The organism is Dorea longicatena (genome assembly GCF_024168045.1).
In the GTDB taxonomy this organism is placed as follows: domain Bacteria; phylum Bacillota; class Clostridia; order Lachnospirales; family Lachnospiraceae; genus Dorea_A.
Window position 1 is genome coordinate 1,006,321 of record NZ_CP100126.1, and the last position, 12,259, is coordinate 1,018,579.

General features: G+C 44.0%; 19 protein-coding genes. All 19 read left to right on the forward strand.

Annotation, left to right across the window (positions count from 1 at the left end; genetic code table 11):
* The first annotated feature begins 7 nt into the window (after positions 1 to 7).
* The 19 genes from NKF87_RS04795 (at position 8) to NKF87_RS04885 (ending at position 12,253) form a co-directional block, all read left to right on the forward strand.
* Complete coding sequence (locus tag NKF87_RS04795; protein WP_055218469.1) at positions 8 to 385, forward strand: hypothetical protein; 378 nt, start codon at positions 8 to 10, stop codon at positions 383 to 385.
* Positions 382 to 573 (forward strand): hypothetical protein, encoded by a 192-nt coding sequence (locus NKF87_RS04800; RefSeq protein ID WP_005422874.1) that lies wholly within the window; start codon positions 382 to 384, stop codon positions 571 to 573. Before NKF87_RS04795 ends, NKF87_RS04800 begins: the two co-directional genes overlap by 4 nt.
* On the forward strand, positions 545 to 1,087 hold the full coding sequence (locus NKF87_RS04805; protein WP_253584074.1) for a type II toxin-antitoxin system PemK/MazF family toxin: 543 nt from the start codon (positions 545 to 547) through the stop codon (positions 1,085 to 1,087). Before NKF87_RS04800 ends, NKF87_RS04805 begins: the two co-directional genes overlap by 29 nt.
* 114 nt (positions 1,088 to 1,201) lie before the next feature.
* Positions 1,202 to 1,636 carry a single-stranded DNA-binding protein gene (locus NKF87_RS04810; RefSeq protein ID WP_253584076.1) on the forward strand — a complete coding sequence of 145 codons (435 nt, stop codon included), beginning with the start codon at positions 1,202 to 1,204 and terminating at the stop codon, positions 1,634 to 1,636.
* A gap of 23 nt (positions 1,637 to 1,659) precedes the next feature.
* The gene (locus tag NKF87_RS04815; RefSeq protein WP_253584078.1) at positions 1,660 to 2,277 is read left to right on the forward strand and encodes a hypothetical protein; all 618 of its coding nucleotides are present in this window, start codon (positions 1,660 to 1,662) and stop codon (positions 2,275 to 2,277) included.
* A gap of 15 nt (positions 2,278 to 2,292) precedes the next feature.
* Positions 2,293 to 2,793 (forward strand): hypothetical protein, encoded by a 501-nt coding sequence (locus tag NKF87_RS04820; protein ID WP_055218475.1) that lies wholly within the window; start codon positions 2,293 to 2,295, stop codon positions 2,791 to 2,793.
* A 231-nt stretch (positions 2,794 to 3,024) separates the two neighbouring features.
* Positions 3,025 to 3,492, forward strand: a complete 468-nt coding sequence (locus NKF87_RS04825; protein ID WP_253584080.1) for a hypothetical protein — start codon at positions 3,025 to 3,027, stop codon at positions 3,490 to 3,492.
* Positions 3,493 to 3,615: 123 nt separating this feature from the next.
* Entirely contained in the window at positions 3,616 to 4,143 is a 528-nt protein-coding gene (locus tag NKF87_RS04830) for a phage terminase small subunit P27 family (RefSeq protein WP_253584082.1), read from the forward strand.
* A gap of 7 nt (positions 4,144 to 4,150) precedes the next feature.
* The gene (locus tag NKF87_RS04835) at positions 4,151 to 5,890 is read left to right on the forward strand and encodes a terminase large subunit (protein ID WP_253584084.1); all 1,740 of its coding nucleotides are present in this window, start codon (positions 4,151 to 4,153) and stop codon (positions 5,888 to 5,890) included.
* Between the two features lie 48 nt (positions 5,891 to 5,938).
* Positions 5,939 to 7,312 carry a phage portal protein gene (locus NKF87_RS04840; protein ID WP_418884114.1) on the forward strand — a complete coding sequence of 458 codons (1,374 nt, stop codon included), beginning with the start codon at positions 5,939 to 5,941 and terminating at the stop codon, positions 7,310 to 7,312.
* Complete coding sequence (locus NKF87_RS04845) at positions 7,302 to 8,060, forward strand: head maturation protease, ClpP-related (RefSeq protein ID WP_253584088.1); 759 nt, start codon at positions 7,302 to 7,304, stop codon at positions 8,058 to 8,060. The genes NKF87_RS04840 and NKF87_RS04845 overlap by 11 nt, the downstream gene beginning before the upstream one ends.
* A 13-nt stretch (positions 8,061 to 8,073) precedes the next feature.
* A complete protein-coding gene (locus NKF87_RS04850) occupies positions 8,074 to 9,315 on the forward strand; it encodes a phage major capsid protein (RefSeq protein WP_253584090.1) in 1,242 nt (413 codons plus the stop codon).
* A 20-nt stretch (positions 9,316 to 9,335) separates the two neighbouring features.
* Complete coding sequence (locus tag NKF87_RS04855; RefSeq protein ID WP_005422851.1) at positions 9,336 to 9,623, forward strand: head-tail connector protein; 288 nt, start codon at positions 9,336 to 9,338, stop codon at positions 9,621 to 9,623.
* 1 nt (position 9,624) lies between these two features.
* A complete protein-coding gene (locus tag NKF87_RS04860; protein ID WP_005422850.1) occupies positions 9,625 to 9,948 on the forward strand; it encodes a phage head closure protein in 324 nt (107 codons plus the stop codon).
* 15 nt (positions 9,949 to 9,963) lie between these two features.
* Positions 9,964 to 10,395 (forward strand): HK97-gp10 family putative phage morphogenesis protein, encoded by a 432-nt coding sequence (locus NKF87_RS04865; protein ID WP_005422849.1) that lies wholly within the window; start codon positions 9,964 to 9,966, stop codon positions 10,393 to 10,395.
* 4 nt (positions 10,396 to 10,399) lie between these two features.
* The gene (locus NKF87_RS04870; protein WP_044925009.1) at positions 10,400 to 10,756 is read left to right on the forward strand and encodes a hypothetical protein; all 357 of its coding nucleotides are present in this window, start codon (positions 10,400 to 10,402) and stop codon (positions 10,754 to 10,756) included.
* Between the two features lie 2 nt (positions 10,757 to 10,758).
* Positions 10,759 to 11,370 (forward strand): major tail protein, encoded by a 612-nt coding sequence (locus NKF87_RS04875; RefSeq protein WP_005422847.1) that lies wholly within the window; start codon positions 10,759 to 10,761, stop codon positions 11,368 to 11,370.
* Positions 11,371 to 11,387: 17 nt separating this feature from the next.
* Complete coding sequence (gene gpG, locus NKF87_RS04880) at positions 11,388 to 11,738, forward strand: phage tail assembly chaperone G (protein ID WP_253584092.1); 351 nt, start codon at positions 11,388 to 11,390, stop codon at positions 11,736 to 11,738.
* Entirely contained in the window at positions 11,738 to 12,253 is a 516-nt protein-coding gene (locus tag NKF87_RS04885; RefSeq protein WP_173903035.1) for a hypothetical protein, read from the forward strand. Before gpG ends, NKF87_RS04885 begins: the two co-directional genes overlap by 1 nt.
* The last annotated feature ends 6 nt before the right edge of the window (positions 12,254 to 12,259 follow it).

Below are 12,259 nucleotides of genomic sequence, written 5' to 3' on the forward strand. Positions count from 1 at the left end.
GAACGACATGGAAAAGAAATTCAATGAAGAAGCGTACAGAAACGGAGCAGAAGTTGTTTGCGACGTCTGCGGATCTGTAATTGAACACATAAATGTGAAAACAAGGATCATCGCAAGACAGGCGGAAGGATTCAACGTGACAGAACAGTATTTTACCTGTCAGGAATGCGGGAAGAAATACACAGTGCTGATTGTAGATCATGAAATGCAGTTCTTGATTCAGAAACGGCAGCAGGTGGAACGACAGATCAAACTGCATAGACAGATCCGAAGTCGGGCGCAGACGATCCAGCGTCTGATCACAAAGATTGAAAAGATCAAGAAACAGCAGGAAGAAAGAATGATTATGCTGAAGGAACAATACAAGGAGGAAATCGGATCATGATGCAGATGAACATCGAAAGAATGATAAATGCAACAGGATCGTTGCTGATCTGGCTTGTGATGATACTGGCAGCAGTGATTCTTGCAGGTCTGATCATAATTGCAGCAAAGGCAATCAGTCAGGGCATTAAAGATATGGACAGGAAAGGAGAAAGGAAAGATGCAGATAACAACACTTCCGAAAGATGATGTAAAAAGAGGAGAAATCTATTATATAAGCCGGGGAGGATACAACACAGGAAGCGAACAGCAGGCAGACAGACCGGGCGTAATTGTCAGCAATGATAAAAACAATAAAAATAGTCAGACACTGGAAGTTGTATATTTGACAACGCAGCCGAAGAATGAACTTCCGACACATTGCACGATCCGATCAACAGGGCGCGTCAGCACTGTTTTATGCGAACAGATCCATACAGTCGCTGTGGAACGCATTGGAAAATACATCGGAGTGTGTACAGCGCAGGAGATGCAGAACATCGACATAGGGCTGATGATCTCGATCGGTTTAGGCGATGCGGGGGGGGCGACAAAGGACAAAACAGTTGTCACTGATCAGAAAGAAGAGAAAAAAGCAGAGGAGAAAAAGACGGAAACGAAAGTCCAGACGGAAACAAATGAAGAACTGATCAAGACAAGGGCGGAAAGAGATATATTCAAGAAGCTGTATGAACAGATGACCGAAAGGCTGTTAGAAAGGTGAGAATGAGAAAAACACAGATTGTACTTGCAACAGGGGAAGTATACGACGTTGAAGACAAAGGAGAAAAAAGAATACTAATTCCAGTGGGATACATAAAGCAGGAGGAAGAAAAACATGAACAAAGTGATTTTGATGGGACGTTTAACACGGGATCCACAGGTGAGATACACACAGGGGCAGGATCTGATGGCGATTGCAAGATTTACGCTTGCGGTCGATCGAAGGGGAAGAAAACAGGAAGGTCAGCAAGATGCTGACTTTCCTTCTTGTGTTGCTTTTGGGAAAAGTGCGGAATTTGTGGAAAAGTATGTGCATCAGGGAACGAAGATTGTGTTGACCGGGCGGATCCAGACAGGAAGCTACACAAATAAAGACAATATCAAAGTATACACGACGGAAGTGATTGCGGAAGACATCGAATTCGCAGAAAGCAAAGCGGCAGCAGAGGGATCCAGCGGAGCAGGAGGACATCAAAAACCGGATCAGACGGAAAACGATGGATTTATGAATATACCGGAAGGCATCGACGAAGAATTGCCTTTCAATTAAGCAAAAAGGAAGGATGTGACGATATGGGGCTGAAAGAAGCGTTTAGAAAAGTGGGACAGGCGATCGAAGAAACAAAAATGAAGATCGGAATGAAAAAATACAAAAAAGGCGGAATTCAGGTCGAAGAAAAAGACCAGAAGCCGGAAACGGTAATTCCTATAAATGATATTCCACTACCGGAAGAAAAAAGGGAAACAGAAGATGCAGAAATCCGAAAAATCGAAGATCTTCCGGCATATGAAGACAGAAAATTTTATATTGCGGCTAAAATGCAGGTTGAACCGGAGGAAGTGGAAAAAGTGATCAGAAAAACGGAAGCAGAATGGAATCTGTCGCCAGATAAGGCAGCAGAAACATTGAAAATGATCAGTGATGCAGCCGTGAAGCTGAATATGGCGTTTACGGAAATGATGGAAAATATACGGCAGGTAGCTGACAAAATATCAGAGGTTTTCAGGCGTATACATGAAAATAATACGATGACAGAAACACAGATCAGAAAAAGAGAATTATGGCGGCGATATTATGAGGAGAAAAGCCGGATGTCAAACAATGAGCGCAGAAGGCGAGGGATTCCGATGGTAAAACGACCAAAACGGCAGCAGTATAGACCGCCGAAAAAGAAGACGACAAAAGGATAATAAAGGAAGGATGGTGTGGCAAATATGGAGCAGGAAAAGGAAAAGAATGAAGAAACCTTCGTGAAGAAGGTGGTGCAGACAGCACTGGAAGCGGAAAGACAAATCCGCAGGCAGCAGGTGCTGCACAACACACGGATGCTGATGGAAGAATACATCGAAATGAAAAGACACATTGAAAGTGCAGTATCGGAGGAAGAAGAACTGAAGGAAGAACAGTATGATGTATTCAGAGGAGAAGGCGCACATCTCGGAAGTGTTCGCAGGTCAAAAATGAAGACGGCAATGATGATTGCGAATATTGACAGAGCAATGGAAGAACTGCGGGCAGAATATGAAACGAAGGAAATGATATACAAATACGATGCCTTTAAGATGCATTATATTGACGGGGTATCGTATGAAGAGATTGCAGACATCCAGAACTGCGGAAAGAACACACCGTCCAGATGGTCAAAAGAATTGATCAGGAAAATGTCAGTGAAGTTATTCGGGATAGATGGCGTTGAAAAATATTAAAAAGAAATCCTTTTTGCTTTTCTTTTTGGGGAAAAGTTGGGGAAAAGCTGGGGTTTTAATGGTGGGATGAAAGATGTAAACTGATAGCGTGGAAAGTTGCAAGAAGCGATTGTACAGAAATGTGCAGTCGCTTTTTTATTGCCATTTCCACGCCCTTCTGAACACTGCAACGGGCATCCGTAAAGATGCCTGCGTGCGGTGTGTATATAGCACGAAAGAAGGTGGTGCATAGTGCTATTACACAGATGTAAATGCGGGACATTGATACCGCAGGAATTACGCTTGTGTCCGGACTGTGAAGCAAAGGAAAGCGACAAGGTGTCAAGGCACATGGAATACAATCTGCGCCGGAGAAATAAGAAAGCAGCAGCTTTTTATGTGTCGGCGGAATGGCGCAAAGTACGGGCGTTTGCATTGTCTTTATATGACAGCTTAGACATGTATGCGTACTATGTTCAACACAAGATCGTTGTGGCTGACATGGTACACCACATCACAGAGATAGAAGAAGACTGGACGCAACGTTTGAACGTGGAAAATCTATTCCCGTTAAGCAATGGAAACCACGGGATCATCAGTGCGCTGTACAAGAAGGATGAAGCAACGAAAAGACAGACACAGGAGCTGCTACGGAACATTATCCGCCAGCACTGGAAAGGGGTAGGGGGTATCGAAAAAGTTTTGACCGGGCTGGATTAGTCGCGCCCCCTCTATTCTGTGGAGAAAACTCCCCACGGAAATTTCAGATATAAGGGCAAACGGTCATGTGTCAGATTCTGACACAATCCGCAAGGAAAAGCAGCGGGAAAGGAGGTCGATATAATGGCAGGACAACGACAGCCGATCGCGCTGGTACAAGCAAAAGGAAAGAAACATCTGACAAAGGCAGAGATCGCAGAAAGAGAACGGACGGAAGTGAAAGCACCGTCGGACAGAGTGACGCCGCCGTCATACCTGACAGCTACGCAGAAAAAGGCATTCAGAAAAACGGTGAAAGAACTGCGGGCGATCGACCTGATTTCAAACTTGGACGTGGAAGCACTGGCGCGGTTAGTGATCGCGCAGGAGAAATACAGAGAAGTGACAGAAACGATCGCAAAGCAGCCACTGATGGTAACTGTGGCATACGACACAGGGAAAAAAGATGCAGAAGGCTATCCGATCATGGCAGAACATGAGGTTGTGAACAGTCAGGTGGAACGTCTGGCGATCATTCAGGACAGGTATTTCAAACAGTGCCGACAGGGTGCAGCAGATTTTGGACTGACAGTATCGTCAAGATGCCGCCTGATTATTCCAAAAGCACCGGAAGCACCGAAGACAAACAAATTTAAAGACAAGTTTGCGTGATGATGCGATGCAGGACAGAACGACACAGTACGCTGCGGATGTCCTTGCGGGAAAAATAATTGCCGGGGATCTGGTAAAACTTGCCTGCAAGCGTCATCTGGACGACATCGAAAAGTCAAAGGCTGCGCCATATAAATACTATTTTGATGTGGAGCAGGCGGAAAGAATCATTGAATTCGCTGAAACATTGACCATTGCAGAAGGCGAAGAGGAAGAACAGGTCGAATGTTACGCATTCCAGTGTTTTATTCTCGGAAATCTGAACGGATGGCGGACAAAAACAGGCGGACACAGAAGATTCCGAACATCATATGTGCAACTTGGAAGACAGAACGGTAAATCTTTTCTGAATGGAATTCTGGCTGCATATTACGGAAATTTTGAGAAGTACAAATACGGTCAGATATACTGCACAGCAACGAAAAAAGATCAGTCGCTGATCGTATTCAATGAAATTGTGAAGTTTATCCGGTCGGATCATGATCTGGATGAGTGTTTCAACGTACACGAACACAACAGCACAATAGATTGTTTACTGACACATAGCAAAATAAAGGCGCTTTCAGGAGATACGAAGTCAATCGACGGATTCCGCCCGTATCTTGGAATTGTCGATGAATACCATGCACACAAAAACGACCAGATGTACAAACTTCTGGAAGGCGGAATCAAGAAGATGAAATCTGCGCTGATCAGTGTGATCACGACAGCAGGGTTCGATCTGAAGTCACCATGTTATGCATTGTATGAATATTGCGTGAAGGTGCTGAAAGGCATTGCACACAATGATTCACAGTTCATATACATCGCACAAATGGATGAAACAGACGACATGTGGACGCCGAAGAACTGGATCAAGGCGAATCCGATCCTGCAATATGATCTGGAAGCACTTGAAAACATGATTCCGATTGCTGAAACAGCGAAAGAAATGGGCGGATCCAGTTTGCGCGATTTCATTGTGAAACAGCTGAACATGTGGATTCAATGGACGAATGATGTCTATCTGAAAGACATGGAATTGTGGCAAAATGGCGCGACAAAGAAGACACTAGAGGATTTTCGGGGACAGAAGTGCTATGTGGGGCTGGATCTTTCTGCTGGTGGAGATTTGACATCACTGGCGATCGTATTTCCGTTCTTGAAAGATGATGTCAGAAAATATTTTGTTCATGCACACAGTTTCATACCGAAAAGAAGGGTTGAAGAACATATCAAAACAGACCGGACGGAATATGACTTATGGATCCGCGACGGACTTGTGACGGTAACAGAAACGATGGGCGGGGTAAAAACTGACTATCGGTATATTTTAACCTACTTGGAAAAAATCATCACCGATTATGAACTGGATGTGCAATTTATTCTTTACGATCCGCATAATGCGTCAGCTTTCTTGACGGATCTGGAAGCGTTGGGATTCGACAGCGTGGCTGTAACACAGTCAGCAAAAGCACTGAATGATGCAACGGTTGACTTCAGACTTGAAATTGAATCAGGAAATGTGGAACACGATGGAAACGCGATGATCAAATGGTCGATCGCGAATGCAAAGACAACTTCCAACAGTTTCGGAGAAATCAAGATCGACAAAGAGTATCAGACAGAACGAATCGACGTGATAGATGCGATCATTGACGCATGGACAGCTGCAATGAAAGGCGAAGTGAAACAGAATACAGCAGAATCGGTCGAAGAATGGCTGAAACTATATGAAGCAAGTAAGAAAAAACAGGCGAGGGGGTGATGCGGGTTGAATGTATGGCAGAAGTTCAAAGGATGGATTGCAAAAAAAATGAACTTCACCGTGGAAACATCACCAGCGATGAAGGAAGAATCATTTCTTGAATGGCTTGGTGTGAAAAGAAAAAACAAGGATGTGATGGCGGAAGTAACGTACTTCACATGTTTGAAAATGATGTCTGAAACGCTGGCAAAAATACCGTGGAAATATTATCAAAAAACTGAAAAAGGGATCATTGAACCAGAACTGTCGGATGTTGCGAAACTGCTGAAAAACAGACCGAATCCGTTTATGACGCCCACAGCTTTCTGGAATGCCGTGGAAATGAACCGAAATCACTTCGGAAATGCGTATGTATATGTCAGGTCGAAGTTCAAAAGAAAAAAATACGGCGGAGAATACAAAGTCATGGACTTGTGGATTATGCCGTCGAACTGCGTGCAGATTGTAGTGGATGATGAAGGATACTTCGGAGGAAGAGGAAAGATCTGGTATGTCTACAACGATAAATACAGCGGGCAGCAATATGTGTTCGGGACAGATGAAGTTCTGCATTTCAAGACATCACACAGCTTGGATGGTATTACGGGGCTTCCTGTGCAGGCGATATTGAAGACGACTGTGGAGGGCGCAGCGGCATCACAGGACTATCTGAACAGCTTATATGAAAGCGGACTGACTGGGAAAGCAACACTGGAATACACAGGAGATCTGAACAAAGATTTAAAAGAAAAACTGGTGCAGGCATTTGAAGAATTCGGATCAGGCGCAAAAAATGCAGGAAAAATCATTCCGGTTCCGCTTGGGATGAAGCTGACGCCACTGGATATTAAACTTTCGGACAGTCAGTTCATCGAACTAAAGAAATATTCAGCACTTCAGATCGCAGCTGCATTCGGAATCAAGCCGAATCAGATCAATGATTACACAAAATCTTCGTACAGCAACAGCGAAATGCAGCAGTTGTCATTCCTAACAGACACGATGCTTTTTGTATTAAAGCAGTACGAAGAAGAGGTCAATTATAAGTTATTGACAGATGAAGAAGCCTTCAGCGAAGGAAAATATTACAAACTGAATGAAAAAGTTCTGCTAAGAACTGACAGCAAGACACAGATGGAGATTTTCGCAACAGGTGTCCAGAATGGAATTCAAAAAGTGAATGAATGCCGACGAAAACTGGATCTGATGGATGCAGAAGGCGGTGATCAGCTGATCGTGAACGGAAATTATATTCCGATCACAGAAGTTGGAAAACAGTACGAAAAAGCGGGAAATGCACAGCAGCAAAGCGTGCTTCCTATACAGCCGGAAACGGATCAGAAAACGCAGAAGGATCTGGAAGAAGGAGATCAGGCAGACACGACCGGAACAGAACCTGATGAAAAAGAATCGCAGGAAGGAGGGGAAAACGATGAAGAATAAATTCAATTTTTCACGGAGAAATCCAAAAACAAAGAAGATTGAAAATACTGGATTTATGGAATTCAGAAATGTATCGAATAATGCAGCAGACCTGTATATATACGGTGACATTGTTTCTTCAACATGGGAAGCATGGTGCGATGAAGATACATGCCCGCAGGATATATCGGATTTTATGAATCAGATTGAACCGGGGGCTGAACTGACGGTGTACATCAACAGTGGCGGTGGTGACGTATTTGCCGGGATAGCGATTCACAGCATTTTATCACGGCATACCGGACATAAAACAGGCATCGTGGACGGAATGGCTGCGTCGATCGCATCCGTGATCCTGATGGCTTGTGATTCGATTGTAATGTCATCGGGAGCGCAGATCATGATTCACAAACCGCTGTCATGGGCATATGGAAATGCGGATGATTTTCAGCGGCTGATCAGTGAACTGGATAAATGTCAGAAAAGCATCACGGACATATATATGGGACGAGTGAAAGAAGGCGTGACAGAAGAACAAGTCACAGATCTGATCAATGCCGAAACATGGATGACGGCAGAGGAAGCAAAGGAAATCTTCGATGTGCAGATCGAAGAACGTCCAGCGGTCGCCGCCTGTGTTGGCTGGATGATGGAGAATTTCAAAAAAGCACCAGAAGGCATTAAAACACAAAGCGCAGATGATGTGACGGCGAAGATTACAGCCGAAGAAGAAGCAATCATCGATGAAATGGAACTTTTCGGAATCTAAGGAGGAAAACAGAATGAGCAAAGCAGCAAGGGCATTGCTGAAGAAGATCAATGACAAGAAAAATGCGATCAGAGGTCTTCAGGGGCAGGGAAAAACACAGGAAATGAAGGATCAGATGGCGGAACTTCGTGAGATGCAGGAAGAATTCGACATGCTGATGGAAATGGAAGAAGACGATGACGATGGTATCAAGGATTCTTTGCACAATGGGAAGGTGAAGGAAATTGAAGATGGTCAGAAGTCTAAAAAGTACAGCAAAGCGCAGGTGTGCAAAGCGTTTGTAAACAGGATCGTATGTGGTCTTCGTAAACGTGCTATGCCGGAAGAAGATCAGGAGATCATGGACAGCTTCAAAAACATGATGAAGGAAGGCGTAGACGAGGATGGAGGTTTTACGGTTCCGGAGGATGTAAGCACAGACATCATTGAACTGCGCCGTACAGAAAACGATCTGGAACAGTACGTCAATGTCGAAAAGGTAGCGACAATGAGTGGATCCCGTGTGATCGAAGTTGATGCAGACAGTACACCTTGGGGCGACGTGGATGAAGGTGGAGAATTCGGAGAGGAAGAAACACCGAACCTGAAACAGATCAAGTATGCAATCAAGAAAAAGGGCGGAATTCTGAAGACAACACGCGAACTGCTTCAGGACACTACTACGAATATCCTTGCATATCTGAATAAGTGGATCGCAAAGAAGTCAAGAGCGACAAGAAATGCTGCAATTCTGAATGTGATTAACACAATCACAAAAGGAAAAGAAGTTGCGGTTGCGACTTTTGATGATTTCAAAGATGTATTCAACGTGAAGCTGGATCCGGCGATTGCAGTAAGTTCTATTGTATTGACGAATCAGGATGGCTTTAACTACATGGACAAGCTGAAGGATAAGGATGGCAAGTACATCATGCAGCCGGATCCGACAGATGCAACAAAGACACTTCTTTTTGGCAAGTATCCGGTAAAGGTTGTGAGCAATAAGACGCTGAAAAGCACAAATGTATTAAAAGGCGGATCGGGATCTGACAAAAACGATGTGACTGGTTACAAATATCCGGTATACATGGGAGATCTGAAGGAAGCTGTTACCCTGTTCGACCGCGAGAAAATGACGATCGAACTTTCTACTGAAGCGGGAGATCTGTGGGCGAAGGATCTGACGGGAATCAAGGTTCGTGACAGATTTGACGTTCAGTCCGTTGATGAAACTGCGGTTGTTAAAGGCGAAATCAGCGTTGCTGTGGCTGGCTAACACAAAAGGGGCGTGATGATATGAGCCTAAAGGAATTGAAGCAGTATCTGCGCGTCGATTATACAGACGATGACAGCATGATCGAACTAATGCATGATGCTGTCATCGACGAAATGAAGGAACTGATTCCGTCATTCGATCCGGAAAAGCCAACAAATAGGCAGAAAATACTGATCTGTTCGTATGTGAAGGAATTATACGATCACAGGGATCGAATGTACAACAACGGGAAAATCACATCTGATTCAACGGAACGCATCAGGTACGCGATTCAGTCAATGATGCTGAAAGAAACGTTAAGGGGATAGCATGGCAACAGCAAGGATCAAATTTTATAAGCGAAACAAAAGTCTGGAAAACGGACGGCAGCAGGAAAAAGAACCGACACTGTTTTATGAAGCATGGTGTGAGATCAGAAACCTTTACGGGCAGGAATTGTACGAAGCACTGGATGTCAGGCTGGAAAATGCAATCGTATTTGAAGTGAGATATTGCAGACGTATAAAAGAGATTAAAGTACATGCAAAAGATTTCTTGATCGAATTTGAAGGCGACAGATATGACATTTATGCAACGGATTTCAAACAAAATGACAGGCAGTATGTGCAACTGAAAGCCAACAGACACGACTGACAGGAGGAAATAGAGATGGAAATATCGTTCCGATTTGAAGGATTTGAGGAAGTACAGCGTGGTGTGGAAGCCCTGTCGTCAAGTGCTGAAATCGGAGCGATCAATAAAAAAATATTTCAGAGATCCGCCGATATTACAGAACCGAAGATGAAGGCACACATGGCAAGATCTGCTGACAATTCGAAGTCAGGACGGAATGGATACAGACCGCCGGGACATGCGCGGGACAACATTCCTAAGAAGGTAACGACCAAAAAAGGCGAAGTCGGATGGGAATTGAATGGCGACGCGCAAAACTGGTTTTACATGAAGTTTGTGGAGTGGGGGACATCGAAAATGCCGCCGCGGGACTTCCTGAACAATACGAAATCGGAGTGTGAAAGTGAATATCACATGATAGCTGATCAAGAGTACCAGAAAGCATTAAACGAAAAACTGGGAGGATAAAACAGTGGATGTTATTGGATTGGCAGCGGAAGCATTGAAGCCGATTTCGGATGAAGGAACAATCGTACAGCAAGGATGGTATGACGAAAGCCTGAAACGGCTTCATGTGACACTGTGGAAGCTACGAGACACAGAAGATGCACATTCAGATGATGAATGTGAAATTGAAGCAGCAAGCATACAAGTGAATATCTGGTCGCGGAGCGATCAGCAGACGCTTGTGAAAAGAATAAAAAGACTGATGAAGAAAAACGGATTTCTATTTCAGGAAGGAAATGATCAGACTGAAACAGATACGGGGATCTTTATCAATGCGATGCGATTTTTAATTTTGAAAGAAGCAGAGGAAACGGAGGAATAAACATGGCAGGAGAAAAAGAAAAGATCGTGCGAAGCAGGACTGTATCGTTCAGAGATATTCATATCGCAAAAGTTACAACGAATACAGAAACAGAATACACGGCAGAAACACCGTCAAAGCTGGCACGCGCGATCACGGGAAAGATCAGCGATGAATTTGAAACTGAAAAAATTTACAGTGATGATTCGGTTGAAGATGTAAACATGTCATATAAAGGGACAAGCGTGGAACTGGAAGTGAACAGTTTGGCACCGCAGGATAAGTCGCAGGTGTTCGGGCATCTGTATGAAAAAGGCTTCCTGATTAAGACGAAGGATGACAAAGCACCGGAACTTGCGCTTGGATGGCGTGCGAAGAAGCTGAATGGCAAGTATGAATTCAAATGGCTGTACTGTGGAAGATTCGGTCAGGGATTTGAAGATAATTACGAAACAGAAGGGGAAACAAAAACAACGCAGACAGCAACATTGAAGGGCGATTTTTATGCCCGTCAGATGGATGGAAGATATGAATGCAGCGTTGATGAAAGCAATCTTCTTGCGGAACATACAGAAGCAGCGGCAGCGATCAAAGACTGGTTTTCAAAAGTTCAGGAAAAACCGGATGCAGCATAAAACAGGAGGGAAAAGAAATGGCAGCAGCTAAAACAAAGAAAAGATCAATTATCATCGGCAACAAAGAATATACGATGCCGCAGAAGATGTCCACGATGGCATATTTGCACTATCTGGAAGTGCGCGACAGCATTATGGACACAGAAGCGAAACAGGCGTTGTACACAAGACAGCAGTTCATGGATATGATGGACGTTATTGTTGAAATGTACGGAAACCAGTTCACAACAGATGACATGCTGGATGCTGAAACCGGAATGACACCGGATTCGATCGTGATGGAATTTGCACTGATGGATGTATCAGTGGGTGAAAAGGTTGATAAAAGAACGGAAGACTTCGCGAAAAATTTTACAAATGGCAAGTGATGCCGGAACTGATTCTGCCGTGTGGACACAAAGAATATGTCTGCACGACGATTTCAGTGGAAATGTATCGCAGATATACGGAAATCATGGAACGGAATGACAGTGATTCGATCAGGGATGCTTTTGAAGCGAATACGAAGATCTTAATGGTAGTATTCGGAGCAAGGCAGCGGGAGGTGGAAGAAGCAGATCCGGAAGATGTATTGTCAGCTGTGAAAGAAATCCATTTCATGATGCAGGATGTGATCACGAAGAAATTTCTGGATCTTAATCCAGAACATCCTGAAAAGATACAGAAAGAAAAATCTGCTTTCGACGAATATGACGAAGAAAATGGATACAACGATGAAGATCCGGGCGAAAACCTGTGGAAGATATGCAGGGAAAATGTGGATCGGATAGTGAAGATCTGTATCAATCTTATGAAAAACTCATATCAGCAGTGCATGGAAGCGGACATCATGAGCCTTTTGGATCATGCGGCATTCGAGATTAGGACGGTCGATGAGAAGTAAAGAAAG

Coding starts and splice junctions, on each gene's coding strand:
- NKF87_RS04795 (WP_055218469.1), top strand. CDS start 8: ATGGAAAAGAAATTCAATGAAGAAGCGTACAGAAACGGAGCAGAAGTT.
- NKF87_RS04800 (WP_005422874.1), top strand. CDS start 382: ATGATGCAGATGAACATCGAAAGAATGATAAATGCAACAGGATCGTTG.
- NKF87_RS04805 (WP_253584074.1), top strand. CDS start 545: ATGCAGATAACAACACTTCCGAAAGATGATGTAAAAAGAGGAGAAATC.
- NKF87_RS04810 (WP_253584076.1), top strand. CDS start 1,202: ATGAACAAAGTGATTTTGATGGGACGTTTAACACGGGATCCACAGGTG.
- NKF87_RS04815 (WP_253584078.1), top strand. CDS start 1,660: ATGGGGCTGAAAGAAGCGTTTAGAAAAGTGGGACAGGCGATCGAAGAA.
- NKF87_RS04830 (WP_253584082.1), top strand. CDS start 3,616: ATGGCAGGACAACGACAGCCGATCGCGCTGGTACAAGCAAAAGGAAAG.
- NKF87_RS04835 (WP_253584084.1), top strand. CDS start 4,151: ATGCAGGACAGAACGACACAGTACGCTGCGGATGTCCTTGCGGGAAAA.
- NKF87_RS04840 (WP_418884114.1), top strand. CDS start 5,939: ATGAACTTCACCGTGGAAACATCACCAGCGATGAAGGAAGAATCATTT.
- NKF87_RS04845 (WP_253584088.1), top strand. CDS start 7,302: ATGAAGAATAAATTCAATTTTTCACGGAGAAATCCAAAAACAAAGAAG.
- NKF87_RS04850 (WP_253584090.1), top strand. CDS start 8,074: ATGAGCAAAGCAGCAAGGGCATTGCTGAAGAAGATCAATGACAAGAAA.
- NKF87_RS04855 (WP_005422851.1), top strand. CDS start 9,336: ATGAGCCTAAAGGAATTGAAGCAGTATCTGCGCGTCGATTATACAGAC.
- NKF87_RS04860 (WP_005422850.1), top strand. CDS start 9,625: ATGGCAACAGCAAGGATCAAATTTTATAAGCGAAACAAAAGTCTGGAA.
- NKF87_RS04865 (WP_005422849.1), top strand. CDS start 9,964: ATGGAAATATCGTTCCGATTTGAAGGATTTGAGGAAGTACAGCGTGGT.
- NKF87_RS04875 (WP_005422847.1), top strand. CDS start 10,759: ATGGCAGGAGAAAAAGAAAAGATCGTGCGAAGCAGGACTGTATCGTTC.
- gpG (WP_253584092.1), top strand. CDS start 11,388: ATGGCAGCAGCTAAAACAAAGAAAAGATCAATTATCATCGGCAACAAA.
- NKF87_RS04885 (WP_173903035.1), top strand. CDS start 11,738: ATGCCGGAACTGATTCTGCCGTGTGGACACAAAGAATATGTCTGCACG.